The sequence below is a fragment of the Aminobacter aminovorans genome (assembly GCF_900445235.1).
In the GTDB taxonomy this organism is placed as follows: domain Bacteria; phylum Pseudomonadota; class Alphaproteobacteria; order Rhizobiales; family Rhizobiaceae; genus Aminobacter; species Aminobacter aminovorans.
Genome location: NZ_UFSM01000001.1, coordinates 2,091,637 through 2,113,166, shown reverse-complemented (window position 1 = coordinate 2,113,166; position 21,530 = coordinate 2,091,637). Strand labels below are relative to the sequence as shown.

Annotated in this window: 24 protein-coding genes; 16 read left to right on the top strand and 8 right to left on the bottom strand. The window is 64.0% G+C overall.

Features of this window, described 5'->3' with window-relative positions:
- Nucleotides 1-3: 3 nt before the first annotated feature.
- The 3 genes from DY201_RS10335 to DY201_RS10325 are packed head-to-tail and all read right to left on the bottom strand — an operon-like array spanning nt 4 to nt 2,533.
- Complete coding sequence (locus DY201_RS10335; RefSeq protein WP_115731122.1) at nt 4-1,260, bottom strand: CCA tRNA nucleotidyltransferase; 1,257 nt, start codon at nt 1,258-1,260, stop codon at nt 4-6.
- Complete coding sequence (locus DY201_RS10330; RefSeq protein ID WP_115731121.1) at nt 1,257-1,889, bottom strand: CoA pyrophosphatase; 633 nt, start codon at nt 1,887-1,889, stop codon at nt 1,257-1,259. The genes DY201_RS10335 and DY201_RS10330 overlap by 4 nt, the downstream gene beginning before the upstream one ends.
- Nucleotides 1,889-2,533: a DUF1285 domain-containing protein gene (locus tag DY201_RS10325; protein ID WP_115733709.1), complete on the bottom strand. Its 645-nt coding sequence runs from the start codon at nt 2,531-2,533 to the stop codon at nt 1,889-1,891. The genes DY201_RS10330 and DY201_RS10325 overlap by 1 nt, the downstream gene beginning before the upstream one ends.
- A 319-nt stretch (nt 2,534-2,852) precedes the next feature.
- Between DY201_RS10325 and DY201_RS10320 the strand changes: the two genes are divergently transcribed.
- The 4 genes from DY201_RS10320 to DY201_RS10305 are packed head-to-tail and all read left to right on the top strand — an operon-like array spanning nt 2,853 to nt 9,676.
- Nucleotides 2,853-3,857 (top strand): AAA family ATPase, encoded by a 1,005-nt coding sequence (locus DY201_RS10320; protein ID WP_115733708.1) that lies wholly within the window; start codon nt 2,853-2,855, stop codon nt 3,855-3,857.
- Nucleotides 3,857-4,771, top strand: coding sequence for a DUF58 domain-containing protein (locus DY201_RS10315; RefSeq protein WP_115731120.1), 915 nt, complete (start codon nt 3,857-3,859; stop codon nt 4,769-4,771). Before DY201_RS10320 ends, DY201_RS10315 begins: the two co-directional genes overlap by 1 nt.
- Nucleotides 4,768-7,593, top strand: a complete 2,826-nt coding sequence (locus DY201_RS10310) for a DUF4159 domain-containing protein (protein ID WP_115731119.1) — start codon at nt 4,768-4,770, stop codon at nt 7,591-7,593. Before DY201_RS10315 ends, DY201_RS10310 begins: the two co-directional genes overlap by 4 nt.
- Nucleotide 7,594: 1 nt before the next feature.
- Nucleotides 7,595-9,676 carry a hypothetical protein gene (locus DY201_RS10305; RefSeq protein ID WP_115731118.1) on the top strand — a complete coding sequence of 694 codons (2,082 nt, stop codon included), beginning with the start codon at nt 7,595-7,597 and terminating at the stop codon, nt 9,674-9,676.
- 14 nt (nt 9,677-9,690) lie between these two features.
- Here the strand turns inward: DY201_RS10305 and DY201_RS29000 are convergent, their stop codons facing one another.
- Nucleotides 9,691-9,861, bottom strand: coding sequence for a hypothetical protein (locus DY201_RS29000; RefSeq protein ID WP_165915834.1), 171 nt, complete (start codon nt 9,859-9,861; stop codon nt 9,691-9,693).
- 343 nt (nt 9,862-10,204) lie between these two features.
- On the opposite strand from DY201_RS29000, the gene DY201_RS10300 reads away from it, so the two are divergent.
- The 5 genes from DY201_RS10300 to DY201_RS10285 all read left to right on the top strand — a co-directional run bounded on the left by DY201_RS10300 (nt 10,205) and on the right by DY201_RS10285 (nt 11,483).
- Nucleotides 10,205-10,411: a cold-shock protein gene (locus DY201_RS10300; RefSeq protein ID WP_115731117.1), complete on the top strand. Its 207-nt coding sequence runs from the start codon at nt 10,205-10,207 to the stop codon at nt 10,409-10,411.
- A 124-nt stretch (nt 10,412-10,535) separates the two neighbouring features.
- Entirely contained in the window at nt 10,536-10,802 is a 267-nt protein-coding gene (locus DY201_RS10295; RefSeq protein ID WP_115731116.1) for a hypothetical protein, read from the top strand.
- Nucleotides 10,799-11,053, top strand: a complete 255-nt coding sequence (locus tag DY201_RS10290) for a hypothetical protein (RefSeq protein WP_115731115.1) — start codon at nt 10,799-10,801, stop codon at nt 11,051-11,053. The genes DY201_RS10295 and DY201_RS10290 overlap by 4 nt, the downstream gene beginning before the upstream one ends.
- Nucleotides 11,054-11,082: 29 nt before the next feature.
- Nucleotides 11,083-11,223, top strand: coding sequence for a hypothetical protein (locus DY201_RS28995; protein ID WP_165915833.1), 141 nt, complete (start codon nt 11,083-11,085; stop codon nt 11,221-11,223).
- Nucleotides 11,224-11,252: 29 nt separating this feature from the next.
- Nucleotides 11,253-11,483 (top strand): hypothetical protein, encoded by a 231-nt coding sequence (locus DY201_RS10285; RefSeq protein WP_115731114.1) that lies wholly within the window; start codon nt 11,253-11,255, stop codon nt 11,481-11,483.
- Nucleotides 11,484-11,590: 107 nt separating this feature from the next.
- Here DY201_RS10285 and clpS read toward each other — a convergent pair whose 3' ends face one another.
- Nucleotides 11,591-11,896: an ATP-dependent Clp protease adapter ClpS gene (clpS, locus tag DY201_RS10280; protein ID WP_115731113.1), complete on the bottom strand. Its 306-nt coding sequence runs from the start codon at nt 11,894-11,896 to the stop codon at nt 11,591-11,593.
- A gap of 189 nt (nt 11,897-12,085) precedes the next feature.
- On the opposite strand from clpS, the gene DY201_RS10275 reads away from it, so the two are divergent.
- From DY201_RS10275 to DY201_RS10260, 4 genes are all read left to right on the top strand, one after another.
- A complete protein-coding gene (locus tag DY201_RS10275; RefSeq protein ID WP_115731112.1) occupies nt 12,086-12,439 on the top strand; it encodes a DUF1428 domain-containing protein in 354 nt (117 codons plus the stop codon).
- 153 nt (nt 12,440-12,592) lie between these two features.
- The gene (locus DY201_RS10270) at nt 12,593-13,546 is read left to right on the top strand and encodes a helix-turn-helix transcriptional regulator (RefSeq protein ID WP_115731111.1); all 954 of its coding nucleotides are present in this window, start codon (nt 12,593-12,595) and stop codon (nt 13,544-13,546) included.
- Nucleotides 13,547-13,873: 327 nt separating this feature from the next.
- Nucleotides 13,874-14,227 (top strand): hypothetical protein, encoded by a 354-nt coding sequence (locus DY201_RS10265; RefSeq protein WP_131922248.1) that lies wholly within the window; start codon nt 13,874-13,876, stop codon nt 14,225-14,227.
- Nucleotides 14,224-14,730 (top strand): hypothetical protein, encoded by a 507-nt coding sequence (locus tag DY201_RS10260; protein WP_115731109.1) that lies wholly within the window; start codon nt 14,224-14,226, stop codon nt 14,728-14,730. The genes DY201_RS10265 and DY201_RS10260 overlap by 4 nt, the downstream gene beginning before the upstream one ends.
- 183 nt (nt 14,731-14,913) lie before the next feature.
- Here DY201_RS10260 and choV read toward each other — a convergent pair whose 3' ends face one another.
- The 3 genes from choV to choX form a co-directional block, all read right to left on the bottom strand.
- Complete coding sequence (gene choV, locus DY201_RS10255; RefSeq protein ID WP_115731108.1) at nt 14,914-16,095, bottom strand: choline ABC transporter ATP-binding protein; 1,182 nt, start codon at nt 16,093-16,095, stop codon at nt 14,914-14,916.
- A complete protein-coding gene (gene choW, locus DY201_RS10250) occupies nt 16,092-16,946 on the bottom strand; it encodes a choline ABC transporter permease subunit (protein WP_067959292.1) in 855 nt (284 codons plus the stop codon). The genes choV and choW overlap by 4 nt, the downstream gene beginning before the upstream one ends.
- A 128-nt stretch (nt 16,947-17,074) precedes the next feature.
- Nucleotides 17,075-18,010, bottom strand: a complete 936-nt coding sequence (choX, locus tag DY201_RS10245; protein WP_115731107.1) for a choline ABC transporter substrate-binding protein — start codon at nt 18,008-18,010, stop codon at nt 17,075-17,077.
- Between the two features lie 213 nt (nt 18,011-18,223).
- Here choX and DY201_RS10240 point away from each other — a divergent pair, with 213 nt between their 5' ends.
- The 3 genes from DY201_RS10240 (at nt 18,224) to DY201_RS10225 (ending at nt 21,406) form a co-directional block, all read left to right on the top strand.
- Complete coding sequence (locus tag DY201_RS10240; protein ID WP_115731106.1) at nt 18,224-18,838, top strand: thymidine kinase; 615 nt, start codon at nt 18,224-18,226, stop codon at nt 18,836-18,838.
- Between the two features lie 106 nt (nt 18,839-18,944).
- Nucleotides 18,945-20,033, top strand: coding sequence for a hypothetical protein (locus tag DY201_RS10235; RefSeq protein ID WP_115731105.1), 1,089 nt, complete (start codon nt 18,945-18,947; stop codon nt 20,031-20,033).
- 224 nt (nt 20,034-20,257) lie between these two features.
- Complete coding sequence (locus DY201_RS10225) at nt 20,258-21,406, top strand: hypothetical protein (RefSeq protein ID WP_115731103.1); 1,149 nt, start codon at nt 20,258-20,260, stop codon at nt 21,404-21,406.
- Nucleotides 21,407-21,530 lie beyond the last annotated feature (124 nt).

Below are 21,530 nucleotides of genomic sequence, written 5' to 3'. Positions count from 1 at the left end.
GCGCTAGGCTTTCAGCCTTTCGGCGGCGCGCTCGAGCAGCGCGTCGCGCCCGAGTGTAAAGCCACTGTCGACCCACTCCCGCTCCACAGCCTTGAGCAACGAACCGAGTGCCGCTCCCTCGACGCCGAGCGGTGCCAGGTCGCCGCCGCGCAGAGGGAAGTCGGGTTTTTGCCATTTGTCGCTAAAGGACAGCAGGCGGAAGTAGCCGCCCGCCTCGATCAACGCCTTGTCGTCCTGTTCGGCGCGACCGCGCGCCGAGGCGAGATCGAGACGCAGCCTGTCTGCAAGGGCCTCGACATTGCCGCGATAGAGACGCTTCGCCAGTTCGCCCTCGGTGGCGACAGGCTCGACCTTGGCGGTTGCCGCCCACTGGACCAACCTGTCGGTTTCGACATTGGCGAGCCTCAGCCGGTCGCCAAGCGTTTTCATGCGCGCCGCATCTGGCGGCACGATCGATTCGAGCCGCAGCAGCGGGTCGGCTTTCCAGCCAAGATCGTGTTCCGCCCGGACCAGTGCGTGGATGGCATCGATGCCCCACTTCTCGCTTTCGGGCAGAGCCGCGGTCAGAACGCCAGCCTGGCGCATCCACAACAGCGCGCGCGACGGATCGGGCGCGCCAAGCAGCCGCTTCAGCTCCGACCATACGCGCTCGGCGGACAGCCGCGCGATCCCGTCCTTGAGCCGAGCGCAGGCCTTGAGCCCTTCGGCATCAGGACGGCCTTTGCCATACCAGGCAAAGAAGCGGAAAAAGCGCAGGATCCGCAGATAGTCCTCGCGGATGCGTGTCTCGGCATCGCCGATGAAGCGCAGCGTGCGGCTTTCGAGATCGGTCAGCCCGCCGACAAGGTCGATCACGCTGCCGTCGGCCAGCGCGTAAAGCGCGTTGATGGTGAAATCGCGCCGCTCGGCGTCCGCCGTCCAGTCGTTGCCGAAAACGACCTTGGCCCGGCGGCCATCGGTCTCGACATCGGCGCGCAAGGTGGTGACCTCGAACGGCTTGCCGCCGGCAATAACGGTGATGGTGCCATGCTCGGCGCCGGTGGGTGCGGTCCTGAAGCCGGCCGCTTCGGCGCGGCGGACGGTCTCGTCAGGCAAGTTGGTGGTCGCGATGTCGACATCTGCGACGGGCTCACCGAGCAGCGTATTGCGCACGGCACCACCGGCGATGCGCGCCTCGCCGTCATCGGCGTTGAGGACGGCGAGCAGTTTCTGCAGCTGCGGATCGTTCAGCCAGGAGGCGCCGGCGATAGTTGCGCTCATGTGTAGAGCCTTTCATAGAGCGCGCGGATGATGCCGGCGGTGACGCCCCAGATGTAACGCTCCTCATAGGGCATGGCATAGAAGAAACGCTCCTGGTCCTGCCAGGTGCGGCTGGCGCGGCCATGATTGGCCGGATCCATCAGGAAGCCGAGCGGCACCTCGAAGACGTCGTCCACTTCACCCTCGTTGACTGTCAGGCGGAAGCCGGGACGCACGATGCCAAGCACCGGCGCGATGCGGTAACCGCTGCCGGTGACATAATCCGGCAAGCGCCCGATGATTTCGATGTAGTCGGAGGTTATGCCGATCTCCTCGACTGTTTCCCGCAGCGCCGCCGCCTCGGGCGAGACGTCGGTCGGGTCGATGCGTCCGCCGGGGAAGGCGATCTGGCCCGAGTGGCTCTTCAGCTTCTCGGCGCGCTTGGTCAGGATGATTGTCGAGGCGTCGCCATGGTCGACGACCGGGATCAGTACGGCGGCGTCGCGCAACCGGTCATGTACGAACAGTTCGCGCATGTCCGGATTGAGCACGTGGTCGCCATAGTCGGCAACGGCATCGTTGAGATGCTCCTGTGCGGCGCGCTGGCGAAAATCCTGCGCCGAATAATGCGCTGTCGGGGCATCAACCATCACGCGCTCAGCCGCTCCAGCCTGTCCCAGGGCATTATGGGGTAGACCTCACCCTTCGAACGTACGGCAAACATGTCCTTGCGTGATATTTTGACCCGTTCGCCATATTCGACCAGCTCATACATGACAGGACGGGCGACAAGCGCCTCGAGCCGGCCACGCACAAGCAGGTAGGGCTTGAGGCCGCCGGTCTCGGGCTCGTCGACGAAACGCAGCGGATGCTCGGGCCCGGCTTCGACGACATCGCCGACATTGGTGCGAAAGGTCAGGACCTGGTCGGCGCCTTCGCCCGTGACGTTCATCTCGACGGCGACGAAATGCGCGTCGACGACGCGGATGCCGACCTTTTCCACCGGGGTGATCAGGTAGGTCTTGCCATCCTCGTCCTTGCGCAGAACGGTCGAAAACAGCTGCACCAGCGGCATACGACCGATCGGCGTGCCCAAATAGAACCAGGTCCCGTCGGGCTTGATCTCCATGTCGAGATCGCCGCAGAAAGCGGGGTTCCAGCGCTCGACCGGCGGCAGACCCTTGCCGGCGCGGGCGGCGCGCGAGATCAGCGCCTCGAGGCCGGCCGCATCGCCGGCGCGGGCCAGTCCAAGGTCGGTTGCCGCCTCGCGGCTATGGTCGAGGTCACCAGTCATGGTCACGAAATAGTCACTGTTGTTGCGCTTGTCAGCATAGGCAAGTGATTTAAGTTCAATGCCATGACCACGCAAAGGTGCGGGCCAAGGAGATCGCGACGCCCGGGATCGTTTGACCTCTGGGGATTGGGCGGCAGGCACGACGTCCGCACGGACGACGCACCGGACCAAGAGGCAAATAATCCTTGTAGATTGACGAAGCGGCTCCCTGTTCTGATGGACGAGAGAGGCACGCTGTAGCATTTTGAGTGAGCGCATCGGCGGTCCGGGAATCGCTTTCGATTTCAAGACCCCGCGCCAGAAGAAGGATCCGGCCCGTATGAGCGTGATGATCAAGGAAACGGCGATGAGCGAGAGCGAGATGATCGCCGCAGCCGAACGTGCGCTTGCCGACATCGCCAAGATCCGCGCCGGCGTCGGACGCGTCATCTTCGGCCAGGAAAGCGTCGTCGAACGCACTCTGGTGGCGCTGTTGGCCGGCGGCCATGCGCTGCTTGTCGGCGTGCCCGGCCTTGCCAAGACCAAGCTGGTCGAGACGCTCGGCATCGTGCTCGGCCTCGATTCGCGGCGCATCCAGTTCACGCCCGACCTGATGCCATCAGATATCCTCGGCTCCGAGGTGATGGAGCAGGACGACCAGGGCAAGCGCTCCTTCCGCTTCATATCAGGGCCGATCTTCGCGCAATTGCTGATGGCCGACGAGATCAACCGCGCTAGCCCCCGCACCCAGTCGGCGCTGCTGCAGGCGATGCAGGAGTACCACGTGACGGTGGCCGGCGAGCGCCACGACCTTCCCACTCCTTTCCATGTGCTGGCAACCCAGAACCCGCTCGAGCAGGAAGGCACCTATCCGCTGCCGGAAGCCCAGCTCGACCGCTTCCTGATGCAGGTCGACATCCTTTATCCCGAGATCGAGGCCGAGCGTCGCATTTTGCTGGAAACCACCGGCATCGAGGACGCCAGGGCACAGAATGTGCTCGACCCCGAGCGGCTGAAGGACGTCCAGCACCTGATCCGGCGCATGCCGGTGTCCGAAACCGTAGTCGAGGCGATCCTCAAGCTTGTGCGCTCGGCGCGCCCAGGCCAGGGCAATGCCGAGACCGACAAGCACGTCTCCTGGGGCCCCGGCCCGCGCGCCAGCCAGGCGCTGACGCTGTGCGCCAGGGCCCGCGCGCTCTATGACGGGCGCCTTGCACCGTCGATCGACGACATCCGCGCGCTGGCGGAGCCTGTGCTTCAGCACCGCATGGCGCTGACCTTCGCCGCCCGTGCCGAAGGCATGACGGTCCGCGACGTGGTGGCGCGGCTGGTCAAAGACATCTGATGGCGCGCATCGGCGAGGCATCGGCACCGGTTGCGACCAGCGATGCGCTTGCCCGTGGCAGGTTGCGCGCCTCGCTTGTGCCTGACCTGCTGGTCGAGGCCCGCCGCATCGTCAATACTGTCATCGCCGGCTGGCATGGCCGCAAGAAGCGCGGCATCGGCGAGAATTTCTGGCAGTTCCGGCCCTATGTGCAGGGTGAGGCTATGGCGCGCATCGACTGGCGCCGCTCGGCCCGAGACGACCATACCTATGTGCGCGACCGCGAATGGGAAGCGGCGCACACCGTCTGGCTGTGGGCGGACCTGTCGCACTCGATGCTGTACAAGTCGAAGACGGCGACCGTGTCGAAGGAATCGCGCGCGCTGGTCCTGGTCTTTGCGCTGGCCGAGCTTCTGTCGCGCAGCGGCGAGCGCATCGCCTGGCCGGGACTGACCGACCCGTTCAGCGCCCGCAACGGCGCCGAACGCCTGGCCTCGCATCTCGCGCAGGCGGTTTCGCTGCCGGCGAAGCCTGACCTTTCCAGCATCCGCCGCTTCTCCGATATCGTCATCATCAGTGACTTCCTCGACCCGGTCGAAGAGACGATGACCTGGCTGGACACCCTGGCCCGCCACGGCGCGCGCGCGCATCTGATCGAGGTCGCCGACCCTGCGGAAGAGAGTTTCCCCTATGCCGGCCGCACCGAATTCACCGATCCTGAAACGGGCGAAAAGCTGACCGCCGGACGCGCCGAGCAATTGTCGGAAGCCTATCGCAACCTGTACGCCGCTCGGCGCGAGGAATTGGCCGCCTGGTGCAAGCGGCTTGGCTGGAGCTACACGGTCAACCACACAGACCGCCTTGCCTCGGACGCGCTGGTGCACGTGCATATGGCACTGACCGCCGAAGGCCACGGTCCCGGAGGGCGCCGATGAACTGGCTGCCGCTATCGTTCGGATTTCCTCTTGTGCTGTGGGGCCTGCTCGCCCTGCCCGTCATCTGGTGGCTGCTCAGGCTGACTCCGCCAAAGCCACAGGCCGAAATCTTTCCGCCGCTGAAGATCTTGGCACGGGTGTTCAAGAAGGAAGAGACGCCGCATCAGAGCCCGTGGTGGCTCACCCTGCTACGCCTGCTGATGGCGGCACTGGTGGTGCTGGCACTGGCCGAGCCGATCTTCAATCCGCGCGAGAAGCTGCCGACGGGTGGTGCTGCCCTTGCACTTGTGGTCGACAATGGCTGGTCGAGCGCACCGGACTGGAAACGACGCGTTGCCACGGCCGAACGGCTGATCGCCGATGCCGGTGCCGCCGGACAGCCGGTCGTGCTGGCCTTCACTGCCGAAAAACCCAATGCCGAGATCGGTCCGTTCGACGCGCAGGCAGCGCTCGATCGCCTGCGCGCCGCCGAACCGCGGCCGGTGCCGACCGACAGGGGACCGGTTTACGCACGCGTCGCCACCGTCCTGGCAACTTTGCCCGGCACGAGCATAGCCGTTCTCGACGACGGGCTGGCGGGTGAAGGCGACGAACAAGCGTTTTCGACGCTGCTTGGCCAGAGCCCAGCCAATGTGCTGTGGGCGTCGCCCGAACGGCTCGACGCCAAGGGCCTGACATCAGCCGAAAACGAGATGGACGGCTTTGCGCTGACGGCGATCCGCGCCCCGGGCGACCCCGCTCCGGGGGCCGTGACGGCAGGTGCCTTCGACGACAAGGGCCGCCGCATCGCCGACGCCACGCTGACCTTCGCGCCGGGCGAGACGGTGGCGACCGGCACGCTGACCGTGCCTTTCGAACTGCGCAACGATTTTGCTTCGATCGCGCTCGACGGCCAGGGCCAGGCGGGCGCGGTGCGAGTGCTCGACGATAGCTCCAAACGTCGCCGCGTCGGGCTGCTCTCGCAGTCGGACGCCGACGACTCGCAGCCGCTGCTGGCGCCGCTCTATTACATTCGCCGCGCCCTCGAACCCTTTGCTGACCTGAGCGAGCCGACGAGTTCGGATCTCGCCGAGGCGATCCCGCAAATGCTGGAGCAGAAGCCGGCAATGATTGTCATGGCCGACGTCGGCACCATCCCGCCGCAGGCGCGCGAAAAATTGCTGACCTGGCTCAAGGAGGGCGGCACGCTGGTGCGTTTTGCCGGCTCCCGCCTCGCTGCGGCCGGCAATGACGAGGAATTGCTGCCGGTGCGGCTCAGGCTCGGCGAACGCTCGCTCGGCGGCGCTCTATCATGGACGGCACCGCAACCGGTCAGCGACTTCCCCAACGCCGGCCCGTTTGCCGACCTGTCGCCGCCCAACGAGGTGACTGTAAGCAAGCAGGTGCTGGCAGAGCCGACGCCTGACCTTGCCGCCAGCACCTGGGCCAATCTCGCCGACGGTACCCCGCTGGTAACTGGCGCCCGCCGCGGCAAGGGAACGCTGGTGCTGTTCCACATCGCGCCACAGGCGACATGGTCGAACCTGCCGATATCGGGCAGCTTCGTCGAGATGCTGCGCCGGATCGTGCAGCTGTCGCGCAACCAGGGCGCGGCAACCGCGGGCGTCGAGGGCAAGCCGGCGTCGCTGGCGCCGTACCGGATGATTTCGGCCGACGGACGTATCGTTCCGCCGACGCCGGATGCCCGGCCTCTGCTCGCAAGCGCCGGCGTCCTGCCCGTCACGCTCGAAAACCCGCCCGGCCTCTATGGCAGCGAAGAAGGTGTGCTCGCCCACAATCTGCTGAAATCCGACAGCACGCTGTCGCCGCTGGTGCGACCCCAGCTTTCTGCGCCGGTGACCGAAATACGTTACGCTTTCGACGAATCGCGCGATCTGAAAGGCTCGCTTGTGGCAGCAGCTCTGGCATTGATGGCGCTCGACACGCTCGCCGTGCTTTGGATGGGCGGCATGTTCTCGCGGCGTGGCGCGAGACGCGGGCGAACGGCCGGCACGACCGCGGCAGTGTTGCTATGCCTCGGCGCGCTGATGGCGCAGCCGGATCTGGCGCGTGCCGACGACGCCAAGCCGGGCGACGTCGAGGCGGTCGAGGCAATCTCGAAGACCCGCGTCGCCTATGTTCTGACCGGCGAAGCCTCGGTCGACGCCATCAGCCGTGCCGGCATCGCCGGGCTGACAAAATTCCTGATCGAGAAGACCGCGCTCGAACCGGGCGAACCGGCCGGCGTCGACATCGCCAAGGACGAACTTGCCTTCTACCCGTTGATCTACTGGCCGATCGACCCGGCCGCCGCGATGCCGAGCGAAGCGGCGATCGCCCGCGTCGACGCCTACATGAAGCAGGGCGGCACCGTGCTTTTCGATACCCGCGACCAGTTCGCCAATGGCATTGGCGCCGATGCAGCGAGCCCGGCGACCGAGCGGCTGCGCGATATCCTTTCCAGTCTCAACGTGCCACCACTGGAGCCGGTGCCGGCCGATCATGTGCTGACCAAGGCGTTCTTCATCCTTCCGGAGTTCCCAGGCCGCTTCAACGGCAGCCCACTCTGGGTCGAGGCGTCGCTTGAGGCTTCGAACGCGGAGGGCCGGCCGGTGCGCACCGGTGACGGCGTGACCCCGATCATGATCACCGCCAATGATTTCGCCGGGGCCTGGGCAATCGACGAGAACGGGGACCCGATGCTGCCGACGGTGCCCTCGGATCCGATGCAGCGAATCTACGCGCTGCGCGCCGGCGTCAACATCATGATGTACATGCTGACCGGCAACTACAAATCCGACCAGGTACACGTACCCGTGCTGCTCGAACGGCTGGGGCAATGACATGAACTGGTCCGTCGCTTTCGAGCCCCTGTTGTCGTGGTCGTTGCTGGCCGTCCTGCTCGTGCCGCTTGCCCTGCTCGCGCTTGTCGGCCTGTGGTTCCGCCAGCGCGGCGCCTGGCTGCGGCTGGTGGCGCTTGGCGCGCTGGGGCTGGCGCTGGCAAACCCGGTCATCCTCGACGAGGAACGCGAACCGCTGAAAAGTGTCGTCGCCATCGTCGTCGACCGCAGCCAGAGCCAAGACATCGGCGACCGTACCGCCCAGACCAATGCCGCAGTCGAGGGCCTCAAGGAACGGCTGGCGCGCTTCAAGCAGTTCGAGGTGCGTGTGATCGAGGCCGGCCGCGCCGACGCCGCCGACGACCGCACGGAAACGCGGCTGTTTGCGGCACTCGAAGGTGCGTTCCGCGATGTGCCGCCGTCGCGCATCGGCGGTGCCGTCATGGTGACTGATGGCCAGGTGCACGACGTGCCCGGCACAGCGGCGATGAGCGCGCCGTTGCACGCCCTCATCACCGGCGAGGAGAACGAGCGCGACCGCCGCATCCGCTTCGAGAACGCTCCCCGCTTTGGCATCGTCGGCAAGCCGCTCGACATGACCTATCGGGTGATCGACACCGGAGGCGAGGCCGGGTCGGTCGACGTGCGGGTCTCGATCAACGGCAACCAGGTGTCGGTGCAGCGCGCCTTTGTCGGCCAGGAAATGCCGCTGCAGATCACCGTTCCGAGTGCCGGGCGCAACATCGTCGAATTGTCGATCGACCGTGTTCCGGGCGAGCTTACCGACACAAACAACCGTGCCATAGCCCTCGTCGACGGCATCCGCGAGAATTTGCGCGTGCTTCTGGTCTCGGGCGAACCGCATGCCGGCGAGCGCACCTGGCGCAACCTGCTCAAGTCCGACGCCTCGGTCGACCTCGTTCATTTCACCATTCTGCGGCCGCCTGAAAAGCAGGACGGCACGCCGATCAACGAACTGTCGCTGATCGCATTTCCGACGCGCGAACTGTTTGTCGAGCGCATCAACGACTTCGACCTGATCATCTTCGACCGCTACCAGCACCGCGACGTGCTGCCGATCCTCTATTACGACTACATCGCCGAATACGTTGAAAAAGGCGGCGCGCTGCTGATAGCCGCCGGCCCCGAATATGCCGGCGAGCAGTCGATCGCCAACACGCCGCTGATTTCGGCGCTGCCGGCGATGCCCAATGGTGACGTCATCGAGAAGGCGTTTTATCCGCGCCTGACCGAGCTCGGCCAGCGCCACCCGGTGACGCGCGGGCTAGAGGGTTCGGCGCTGGAGCCGCCGCGCTGGAGCCGCTGGTTCCGCCAGATCGGCATCGAACAACCGGAGGGCGAAGTGGTGATGAAGGGTGCCGATGACAGGCCCCTGCTCCTGCTCGACCGCAAGGGCGAAGGCCGGGTCGGCATGTTCCTGTCCGACCAGGGCTGGCTGTGGGCACGCGGCTTCGAGGGTGGCGGCCCGCATGTCTCGCTCTACCGCCGCATCGCGCATTGGCTGATGAAGGAGCCCGAGCTGGAGGAAGAGCGCCTGACCGCCGACGGCCGCGGCATGGTGCTCGATATCCGCCGCCAGACGATGCGCGACGAAGCTGGTCCGGCCCGCGTCATCACGCCGTCCGGCAAGACGCTCGATGTCCAGCTCGTCAAGAGCGACCCTGGCATCTTCACCGGCAGTGTCGAGGTCGGCGAGATCGGCCTCTACCAGGTCGGCAATGGCGACCTGACCGCCCTCGCCCATGTCGGTCCGGTCAACGCACCTGAATTCGCCGACGTGGTGTCGACCGAGAATGTGCTGCGTCCGGCGGCTGAGGCAACCGGCGGCGATGTGCGCCGCCTTGCCGCGACCGGCATATCGGCCCTGTCCAACGGCATCTCGCTGCCAAGCGTCGTGCCGGTGCGCGGCAACGCCGACGCCTCCGGCCGCGATTGGCTTGGCTTCCGCACCACCGACGACAGTGTGTTGAAATCGGTGTCGCGGGTGCCGCTCTTCGGCGGCTTCCTCGGCCTTGGTTTGCTGCTGCTGGCGCTCGGCGGAATGTGGTACCGCGAGGGGCGGTAGCCCCTCGAAATCTGTCAGCGCAGGCGGTTGTCTTCCATCATTTGCAGATCGCGACGTCGCGAGCCATCGCTGTCGGCGAGCCGCAGACGCGCGATTTCGTCCTTGCGCGCGGTCAGCTTGACCGGCTTGGCCAGCGGCGCAGAAACTTTGACGACCGAGGTCTTCGGCCTTTTCGTGAACATCATGGCTTTGTCCTCGCATGGGGGAATGCAGTCCGCCGCGAAGGACCGACGGTCCTGCGGGAAAGCAACTGCCAATTGTCTGCTAGTGCTGAGACGGTATCAGCATTCCACGACCGCTGCTAGACGGACACGATCCGAAATAAATTTTGAAATAGAACCAAGTCGGCAAAAAACACCTTACATAAACCGCAATTAAGGCCTAGAAATAACAAATCGTTTTTTGGGCCAGCTTGGCTATCGCGGCGTCAGAGGTTCTCGACCCGCCAAACTCTTTCCAAATCGTCGATCTGTTGATGCGCGGCAATACTTGCCGCGCGACGGCTTTTATCATTCGAAAGTTACTCACATGAACTCTGGAACCGTGAAGTTTTACAATGGCCAGAAGGGCTTTGGCTTTATCGAGCAGGCCGGCGGCGGCAAGGACGTTTTCGTCCATGTCAGCGCGCTCGAGCGCGCCGGCTTCTCCGGCCTGGCCGAAGGCCAGAAGCTGAATTTCGAGCTGGAGCGCGACAGCAAGGGCCGCGAGTCGGCCACGAATCTTCAGCTGCTCTAGTTTCATTTTATCGGATCGAGGACGCTGACCACGGATGTACTGGCAGCGTCGATCCGATCCAGGCACGCTTGAAGCGGCAAAAGCGGGGCATAGCTCCGCTTTTCGTTCATTTCGGGAGATATCGATGACCGGGCGCACCAAACGTTCAACCGTCCATTTCGACAGGCCGTTCGCCTTGCGCGGGATCGAGGAGGTCCAGCCGGCAGGCGACTACGACATCGACCAGGACGAAGAGCTGATCGACGGCATCTCGTGGATCGCCTACCGGCGCGTCGCCACCTACATGCACCTGCCCGCGCGGTCATCCAACCTGCTGACCAGCCAGGTTCTCGCCATCGACCATGCCGAACTCGAAGCCGCGTTGCGGCGGGACCAGGAAAAGGCAGCATGATCAGGTTCACAAAGGGACCGGCTTCAGCTTCGCGCGTGGAAAAGCCGTCGCATCGCTTCACCGTCGGCCAGATGGTGCGGATAAAGAGCCGAATCGGCATCGCGGTGAAGGACGCCGAGACCTTCCACGTCAAGGCGACGCTGCCGGCCAAGGACGGCTCGCCGCAATACCGCATCCGCAGCGACCGCGAAAACCACGAGCGGGTCACCACTGAAGACAATCTCGAGGGAGTCGAAGCGGTCGCCGAATAGGCCCGCTTCGCAACAGGAAGGACACGACCATGGCCAAAGGCCAACAACGCAGCAACCGCGAAACCAGAAAGCCCAAGAAGGAAAAGGTCGAAGTCAAAGCCGCGTCCACCTTCGGTTCGCAGGTCAAGCAGGCAGAGACCACATCCTACAAAGGCAAGCCGAAAGGCTGACCTATCCGCAAAGGCGGCTGGAGGCAGATGTGAATTTCGTCATCGAGTTCTATCGCCTGCGCGACGAAGACGGCGCCCACGCAACGCTCGACCGGGTTTCGCTTGAAGCGCCGGATATCGACGCGGCCGTCGATGTCGCCAGCTCGCTTTTCCATACGCTCGCCATGCCGCAGGTGCCAGACCAGGTCCGCATCTGCGACTGGGGCGGACGCCAACTCTATGTCGGCCCCGCCTCGGGTACGGAACCGACAACGTCGTAGCTGATCGGCGGCGGCTTGCCTGCGGCCACCTTGCCCCCTGCTTTGGCTCCGGGCCTTCGACGTTTGAAAGCCAATTTTAGGCTTCTCGTCTGCTGCGCGGACGCTCCTCACTCCTCGGGTTCTGTCGTGAACTGCAGCGGATAGCCCTTGGCCTTGCCAGCTTCCGTCGCCCGCGTCGCCTTGGTCTCGGCGACATCCCTGGTGAACACGGCAACGACGCAGACGCCACGCTGATGGGCGGTGATCATCACCCGGTATGCCTGGTCTTCAGACATGTGAAACTCGCCCTTCAGCACGGTGACGACGAAGTCGCGCGGGGTGAAGTCGTCATTGACGAGAATGACCTTGTGCAGCTTCGGCCGCTCGGTCTTGGGACGGAGTTTCGTGCGTCGAGCCGTGGTGGTTTCGGGCATGGCAATCGCGCCTCATGCTCACCTCGCCATAGTATGGGGTTGATCGCAGCGCGCCGCAACGGTTTCGGAACCCGGCGCTATACCCGCCCATTATGCGCTGGAGAACGCCTGCAAGAAGTTTTGGCCGGTATTGTAGGATCGGCCGGCAGTCATTCGTCCTTGCAACGTCACAACACGAGGAGAAGAAACATGTCTTATGTCGATGGGTTCCTGCTCGCGGTGCCGAAAGGCAATATAGAGGCCTACAAGGAAATGGCGCGCCTCGGGAGCGAGGTCTGGAAGGACCACGGCGCAATCGCCTATGTCGAGTGCCTGGCCGACGACGTGCCCTATGGCGAAGTCACCTCCTTTCCCCGGGCGGTGCAGGCCACGGACGACGAGATTGTCGTCTTCTCATGGATCGTCTACCGCTCGCGTGAGGAACGCGACCAGATCATGAAGAAGGTGATGGCCGACCCGCGCTTGGAGGGCGATCCGGCGTCATGGCCGTTCGACGGCAAGCGCATGATCTATGGCGGCTTCAAGCCGTTCATCGAAAGCTGATCCCGCTCGACGCAATGGCGGTTGCCGGCAGCAGTCGGCGGCCGCCGGCTTGACCGCACCAACCGTTCCGTGAATAACAGCGACCCGCATAGGCTGAATACGCAACAACTTTCGCGTATAGGTAGTTGATGCAAGCTGGGATGGAACCGTTCGATGCAGCGCCTTTCGACCTTTGATGTTCCCGCGCGCGACCGCCTCGCCTACCTGCACGACTTTGTCGCCCGCCATGTCGCCGGCCTGCGCTTTCGGCCGCAAGATGCCGACAACTTTGCCTTCGACGTTTCCGCGTACTTTCTCGACGCCGGCACGACGGTCGGTACTGCCTGCTATTCGGCCGTGCTCGGCGAGCGCCCAAAAGACCTGATGGCGGCCGACGGCCGCCAGGACTATTTGATGACCATCCACACCACCGACTACGAGGTGGCGGTCGCAGGCAAGCCCCCCTTGTCGATCAAGGCCGGCGACATCACGCTGCTCAACGAGGCCACGTCCATGGCCTTCGCCTTGCCCAACACACTGCTGAAGGTCGTGTCCTTGAACGAGGCGAGGCTGGCAGCGCTTGCGCCGCGCATACGTCAGAAGGCGTTTCATCATATCCGTGCCGACGCTGCCGGCGCCGGGCTGCTGACGGGTTATGCCGACTTGTTGCGGTCGCAGGCACCCGAGGGCGAGGCCGGCCGCCGGCTTGCCGGCAATCACATCTACGATCTCGCCGCCCTCGTCGTGCAAGGCGCGACCTCAGCCAACGCCGAACCGGTGCGCGCCAGCCTTGGCGCCGCGCGGCTGGAACTGATCAAGGCCGAGATGTTGCGCCAGCTGACCGATCCAGAGCTTACAGTCACCGCGATTGCGCGGCGCCAGGGCGTGACCCCGCGCTACATCCAGCGACTGTTCGAGCAGGAAGGAATCACCTTCTCCGAGTTCCTGCGCGATGCTCGGCTCGACCTCGCCTACAACGCGCTCGACCTTGCCGGCGCCAGTACGGTGTCGGCGATCGCCTTCGATGCCGGCTTCAACGACCTGTCGCATTTCAACCGTGCCTTCAGGCAGCGCTTCGGCGTGACACCGTCGGAAATCAAGGCGGCAGCGCTGCGCCGCTGTCAATAAAGCGCCGTGCCTCCCGACGCATGAAAGACGCTCAACCTCATTGAGGCTTCGCATCGGCTTGCCGAAAATCGGTTCGGGTTCTCGGCCGATGCGTTAGGCGCAGCGCCCTGTTCGCTCCAGACCGCACCTGTTCGCCACACGCCAAGACGACATTTGTGCTGCTGTCGTAAATCGGCGCCGTGGCGGACCGATGCATCCGACGGGCGGGGGCGCTCTTCGAACGTATGCGAGGCCGGCCATCGCCGGACCGTCGACTGGGCAGAGTCGACGGTCCGCGCATGGCCCGCCCACGGAGTTCGCGCCTTCTCCAGCGAAATCGAGAGATCCATGAAAAGAGCGATTGCATTGATGATGTGCGGCGTGCTTGCCGCCTGCAGCCAGACGACATCGACAACCAGCACCACGACAACGGCAGGCGCGCCCAAGACGGCGGCGCAGCTGGCCACCAAGGGCAAGAACCAGACGGCAGCACAGCGCTGCGACGAAGCCATGCGCAAGGCGACCCAGGCGCAGACGAATGCCGCCATGCTCGGCGGCGCGCTGTCGATGGTCGGCGGCTTCGGCGGACTTGGCCGCGGCGGCGCGATCGCGGGCTCGGTGGCCTCGGTTGGCGGCTCGCTGGTTCAGGCCAAAGCGCAGAACGACGCCGACAAGGCACTCGATGCGGAGTGCATGGGATGAGCGCCATACTCGGACGCCGCATCGCCACGGGCCTGTTGGCGGCGAGCCTGGCGCTTGGCGCCCTGGTGCTGCCAGCCCGCGCGTTGACGCTCGAAGAGGCCGGCAAGGTGGTGCAGCTATTGGGTGAACTTGAGCCCGAGCTTGGTCGCTTCGCCTATGACGAGGAGGAGGCCGACCGTTGGTTCGACGACGATGCCGGGCTCGACGGCCGCATTGCCAAGGCCGGCTTCGACAGGGAAAGCTGGAAGGAAGCGGTCGGCGCCACCTTCCGCGGCTATCTCGCGACGATCGCCGCCGAACGCTTCGAAGCGACCTTCTCTGGCCTTACGGAAAAGGTCGATGCCAGCGACCTGAATGCCGAGCAGAAAACCGAAATGCGCAGCTTCGTCGAGGAAAAGATCGCCGAGACGCGGGCCCTGCGCGCCGAAGGCGCGCAATATATCAACGCCGTACAACCTTATGCGGCCAGGCTGGACGAGCTTCTGGGTGATGAACAAGAGTGAAAGGCTTTCCTTCTCCCCGTTCACAGGAGAGAAGGTGGCCCGAAGGGCAGTGCGAACTCTGAGACGCTAGCGCTGCCCCTCATCTGCGTGCCGGCGTCGGATGATCGAAAAGCCAAGCAGCCGGCTTTTCGTCGGCTACGCGAAACTCATCTCACCTCCCCATTCACGGGGAGAAGAGAGCTGTCATCGGCGCAGCACCGCGCTCAGCACGTCGCGGATACCGATGGCGCCGACGAAGCGGGACTGGTCGTCGAACAGCGCCACGGGCGATGTCTGCGAGCGGTGCATGGCGAGCATCACCAGCTTGAGCGATGTGCCCGGCTTCGCCCAGAAGACGTGCGAGGCCTCGTCGGCCGACTTGTCGATGTCGTCGACCGAAACCCAGACAGCCGGCTGGCCGTTGCGCTCGGCGGCGGCAACCAGGCCCTGCGCGTCGATCTTGAAGCGCGTGGTCTTGCGCCGATCGAGCCAGAGCCAGCCTTCGCCCGCATCTTCCAGATCGCGGCGGTCGCGCATGACGTTCCAGGCAGTCAGCACCGACAGCGGATTCACATTGGCGATGAAGTCGCGGACATAGTCGTTGGCCGGCCTGAGCACGATGTCCTCCGGCGGACCGGACTGGACGATGCGCCCCCCCTCCATGATGGTGATGGTGTTGCCGATCTTGAGTGCTTCCTCAAGATCATGGCTGACGAAGATGATGGTCTTCTTCAGCGTCTTCTGCAGCTGCAACAGCTCGTCCTGCAGCTTGGTGCGGATCAGCGGGTCGAGTGCCGAAAACGGCTCGTCCATCAACAGGATCGGCGCTTCCGTTGCGAAGGCGCGGGCCAGGCCGACACGCTGCTGCATGCCGCCGGACAGCTCGTGAGCGTACTTCTTGGCCCAGGGCGTCAGGTTGACGAGGTCGAGCTGCTTGCCGACCTTTGCCTTGCGCTCGGCGTCGGGCATGCCGGCCAGTTCGAGGCCGAGGCCGACATTCTCCTCGACCGTGCGCCAGGGCAGCAGGCCGAACTGCTGGAACACCATGGCGACCTGGTGCTGGCGCAGGCGGCGCAAGGTCGCCTCGTCGCAGGAGACGACGTCGACCATCTTGTCGCCGTCCTTGACCATGACCGACCCGCGCGAGACGATGTTCAGCCGGTTGACGGCGCGCAGCAGCGTCGACTTGCCCGATCCCGACAGGCCCATCAGGACGGAGATCTCGCCCTCGTTGATCGTCAGATTGGCGCCGGCGCAACCCAGCACGTTGCCAGTTTTCTCGAGAATCTCGGCGCGGGTGGCACCCTTGTCGAGCATGGCGAGCGAAGCGTTGGTGTCGGCACCGAAGACGATGTCGACATTCTTGAAATCGACGGCAACGTTCATTTCTTGCCTCCCACGCCGATGCGCGTCATGCGGTCCAGAACGATGGCGAGCACGACGATGGCCAGGCCCGCCTCAAGTCCGAGGTCGATCTTGCGCGAACCGAGCGCGCGGTTGATTTCGGTGCCGAGGCCACCCGCGCCGATGAGGGCGGCGAACACCACCATCGACAGCGACAGCATGATGCACTGGGTGAGCCCCGCCATGATGGTTGGCAGTGCCGCAGGCAATTCGACCTTCCACAGCAGCTGGCGCTTGGTGGCGCCAAAGGCCTGGCCGGCCTCGATGATCGCGGTCGGCACCGAGGTGACGCCGAGATGGGTCAGGCGCACCGCCGTCGGGATGACGAAGATGATGGTGACGATCAGGCCGGGCGCGTTGCCAAGGCCGAACAAGGTGAGCACAGGGATCAGGTAGACGAAGGTCGGCAGTGTCTGCATCAGGTCGAGCACCGGCAACATGAAGCGGTAGACCTTGGGCTTGTGGGCAGCCCAGATGCCGAGCGGCACGCCGATGGCCATCGAGGCGGCAGCAGCGGCAACGACCAGCACCAGCGTCTCGACGGTCTGCTTCCAAAGGCCCTGGTTGATGATGAACAGCAGGCCGAGCGCCACACCGATAGCCAGTGCCCGCGAACGCTGAAGATACCAGGCGAGAGCCGCGACTAGCGCCACCACCACAACCGGAGGCAGCAGCAGCAGCCCGTCGACGAGCCCGTCGAGCAACAGGTTGAGCCCGTTGGAAAAGCCGCGGAAGATGGCGTTGAAATTGTCGGTCAGGAAGGTGAAGAACGCCTTGCCCCACAGGCCGATCGGAATCTTGTAGGCAGCCAGCAAGTTCGATACCGGATCCATCTGTCCCCTCTCTATTGCTTTCGCAGGCGCCGGTCGCGCCGGCGCTTCTCGCTTAACTTGATACGAAAAAGGGCAGCTGTCTCGCTTCGCTGCCCTTCATCATGTCATTTGCAGGCAGGACGCCGGCTTTAGCTCGCCAGAGCAGCCTTCACCGCTGCCGAAGCGTCGCCGCCGTCGAAAGTGGTGATGCCGTTGAGCCAGGGCGTTGCTGCATCCGGATTGGCCTTGAGCCAGTCCTTGGCTACGTCATTGGCGTTACCACCCTTGAGGATGGCATCCATCATGGTGCCTTCCATCTCCAGGTTGAACTTCAGATTGCCAAGGAACTTGCCGACGTTCGGGCACTCGGCGACATAGCCCTTGCGCACGTTGGTGCTGACGGTAGCTGCGCCAAAGCCCGAATCGCCCATGCCATCGAGATAGGCGATCTTCATCGCACCCATGACCGGATGCGGCGTCCAGCCGAGGAAGGCGATCCACTCGTTCGACTTCATCGACTGCTCGGCCTGGGTCAGCATGCCGGCTTCCGATGATTCGACCAGCTCGAAGCCGGTGAGATTGTTTTCGGGCTTGGAGATCATGTCGAGGATGATGCGGTTGCCGTCATTGCCGGCTTCGATGCCATAGATCTTGCCGCCGAACTTGTCCTTGAACTTGCCGAGATCGGTCAGCGTCTTGACCCCGCCTTCGGCGACATAGCTCGGCACAACGATGCCGTAGCCGGCGCCGGACAGGTTTTCGCCGATGGTCTCGACCGAGCCGTCGGCGACATATTCCTTGATGTCGGCGGTCATCGACGGCATCCAGTTACCGAGGAATACATCGAGATCCTTGTTCTTCAGCGAGGCGTAGGTGACCGGCACCGACAGCTGGATGACCTCCGGTTCGTAGCCGAGTGCGGTCAGAAGCACCGAAGCGACACCGGTTGTGGCCTGGATGTCGGTCCAGCCGACATCGGACAGGCGCACCTTCTTGCAGCTTTCGGCATCGCCCGCAAAGGCGGCACCGGCGGTCATGACCGCCGACACACCGAATGCGGCGGCGAGTAGTTTCATGCGCGACATATGGAATCTCCCATTCGTATTTTTGACGGCAACGCGGTATTGTTGTTGTTCGTCTTTGTCGCGAGCCAAACACCATTTTCCTTTGGATTCAAGTGACATGACGCAGCGACAGACGCCGCCGACTGATCCATCAGCGACATCGCAGAGGTTTTTTGCGGTGGATGGTAGGAGCTGGCCCCTCCCCGCGTCCAGCGGCTTCTGATTAGAAGAACCATGGCCAAGCTCTATTTTCATTACGCCACGATGAATGCCGGCAAGACGACGATGCTGCTGCAGGCGTCATACAACTATCGCGAGCGCGGCATGACGACGATGCTGTTCGTCGCCGGTCACTACCGCAAGGGCGACACCGGCTACATCTCCTCGCGCATCGGGCTGGAAGCCGGTGCCGAGATGTTCCGTGGCGGCGACGACCTTTATGCCCGCATCGCCGAGCATCACCAGCACACGACCGTTCACTGCGTCTTCGTCGACGAGGCGCAGTTCCTGGAAGAAGAACAGGTCTGGCAGCTGGCGCGCGTCGCCGACAGGCTTGGCATTCCCGTCATGTGTTATGGCCTGCGCACCGACTTTCAGGGCAACCTGTTCCCAGGCTCGCGCGCGCTTCTCGCCATCGCCGACGACCTGCGCGAGGTGCGCACCATCTGCCGCTGCGGCCGCAAGGCGACCATGGTGGTAAGGCTCGGCCCCGACGGCAAGGTCGCCCGCCAGGGCGAACAGGTGGCGATCGGCAAGGACGTCTATGTCTCGCTGTGCCGGCGCCACTGGGAGGAGGAAATGGGCCGCGCCCAGCCCGACGACTTCATCGGATTTGCGACGCCAGGCTAAGTAGCCTCGCCTTAATTGCTTTCGCCTGCCGCTCCGTGTCTTTCAATCGCAAGATGCGCCACATATATTCGGCGCCACTGTCCCGCATTCGACACCGGAGGAACGTATGGCAACGCTGCAGAATTTCGATGCCGAGATCGCCAAGACAAAGCAGGTCGTGGACGACATGCGGAGCAAGATCGAGCAATCGGGCACCGTGCTCGACAAGATTGCCGCGACCGACGCCAAGATCGGCGCCTCCGACTTCGACATCGAGAATGCGCGCATCCAGGACGTGCTCAAGCAGCAGAAGGTGATGGAGGGCAACATCGCCGACCTCATCATCGGCCTGGAAGACGCCACCAACGTCTTCGGCTCGGAATTCGAGAGCATGAAGAGCTTCACCGGCTGGGAAACCTTCGTCGGCATCTTCTCCGACGCCAGCAAGCAGCGCATGCGCACCGACCGCGTTCGCAACATGTCGCTGGCCGGCAATCTGCAGGAACTGCTGGTCAAGTCGGACACCATCGTCGGCATCCTGAAGGCCCAGAAGCAGGTGCTCGACGAGCGCTATAAGACCTCGGAAGCCAGCCTTTCCCAGGTGATCGAGCGCCGCAAGGTGACGATGTCCAACCTCGAAGCGACCCAGAAGCGCATTGAGGAACTGAACCCGCTGCTGCTCGACATCGAAAACAAGATCGCGGCGTCGACCAGCCAGAAGGAACGCACCGAGCTCGAATCCGAGCGCTCCAAGCTCGCCACCGAATATAACGAGAAGCAGGCGAAGGAACAGGAGATCCTGGCCGAGAGCCAGACGCTCGAACGCTATACCTCGATGTTCCAGACCTTCGTCGATTCGCTGAACAACCAGATCGCTGCCCAGGCAACGCTGATCAACAAGCTGACCATCGATACCGAGCAACGCATCGTGCTCTACAAGGCGCTGGAAGACTCGCTGAAGACGGCAGCGCAGCAGGACGTTGCCCACAAGATCAACACGCTGGGCTCGAAGGTCGATAACACCGCCGAAGAGACCATGGCCGGTATCGGCGCCGCCGCGCAGAAGCACATCGGCGACCTGCTCGAACTGCACGAGAAGAACATGGTGGCCACAGCGGACATCCAGCGCCGCAAGAAGCTGGCCGACGACGCCTTCGCCCGCCGCTTCGACGAGGTGCTGAAGAAGCACAACGCTTCGGACTACGTGCAGTCGTAAACCGACCAGCATCTGCAAATGTTGCGCCCTGTCGCGGCCCCCTCTGGCCTGCCGGCCATCTCCCCCAGAAAGGGGGGGATCAGCTGTCGGGTCCATCGCCGCCCAAACTTCTTCGTCGCTGCTTGGCGACACCCTCGCCAGCGCCTAATCTCTCCCCTTGAGGGGAAGATGGCCGGCAGGCCGGACGGCGGCAACGTCGAGTGCCTGCGTCGGAGACTTTGTTCATGACCCCCACCGACGATCCCGCTGTCCGCTACTTCGACGCGATTGCGGCGGCACTCAGCGGGCTTGAAATCTTCATGCGCGACGACCGCTCGCCGCTCTATCGACACGGCATCGTGGCGAAGGTGGCGGCTGCCTACATCTCGCGGCTGGAGCGGTCCTTCGCCTGCTGGCGCAACCGTCTCGGTTTCATGGAGACGTTCAAGATTTCGCGTGCCGAAAGCGGCTTCCCGGTGTTCCAGAACGTGCTCGAGCTGGAAAACGACCGCAAGACGGCGGCGCAGCGGCTGGCCAGCATCCCACCGCCGGGCGAACTGCGCGAGGAGATGGCCGACTTCATCCTCCGCCACAAGGAGTTTCCCGAGGCGCTGCAGCGCTCGATGGCCGAGCGGCTCTATCTCGAGGACGTCAAGGACGGCTCGACCTTCTCGCCCTTCATCCTGGCGCAAACAGCCAAGGTATCGGTCAATCCCAAGTCGATGCGGCCCTATTATCTCGTCCACTGGGGTAGCTTCGACGGCACCGCCAACCTGCCCTTGATCTATATGGCGACCGTCGAGGATTCATCGGAGGCGATGGTCGAGCAGCTTGTCGACACCGCAAGCGGCAAGCTCAACGAGAGGATCGAGATTCCGCTGCCGGTCGACGGCCTGCTCAACCCCGATCTCGCCCACCGCTTCGACGACTTCACCGAGAAGAACTCGGCCTATTCGCTGTCGCCGCTGACGGTCGCAACCAACCTCGACAAGGATTTTCCCGACCTGCACCCAAAGCAGCTCAGGCGCATGGTGCTGGGACCGTTCTATTCGGCCGGCATCACCGAGCATAATTCAACGGTCAGCGAGGTGCTGTCCAAGGTGCGCAAGGCCGAAAACGCCTGGCTTTTGACCTGGACCATCCAGGAGGTCTACTCCAAGGCCGAAAAGCCCGGCCGCAAGGGCTTGTGGTCGAGCGAGCCGTCGAGCGAGGAATTCTTCATCAACACCGACGACCTCGAAGCCGCGCGCCAGGGCGTGTCGAGCTACGAGAGGCACGCACTGATCCCGCACGAGGCCTACCAGGCGCTCTATGCCGCCGGCGAGGCCGAGAAGATTTTTGCGGGCTACAAGGTGCACATCCTGTCGAAGGGACAGGTGATCAGCGATGTTTGAGGGCAAAGGCATTGCCCCCCACTCCATCTCGGCTTCGCCTCGACACCTCTCCCCCGTTCGATGGAGGAGAGAGAATGCCGACACCCAGCGCCGCGCCTTTCCTCTCCCTCCGAAGGGGAGAGAG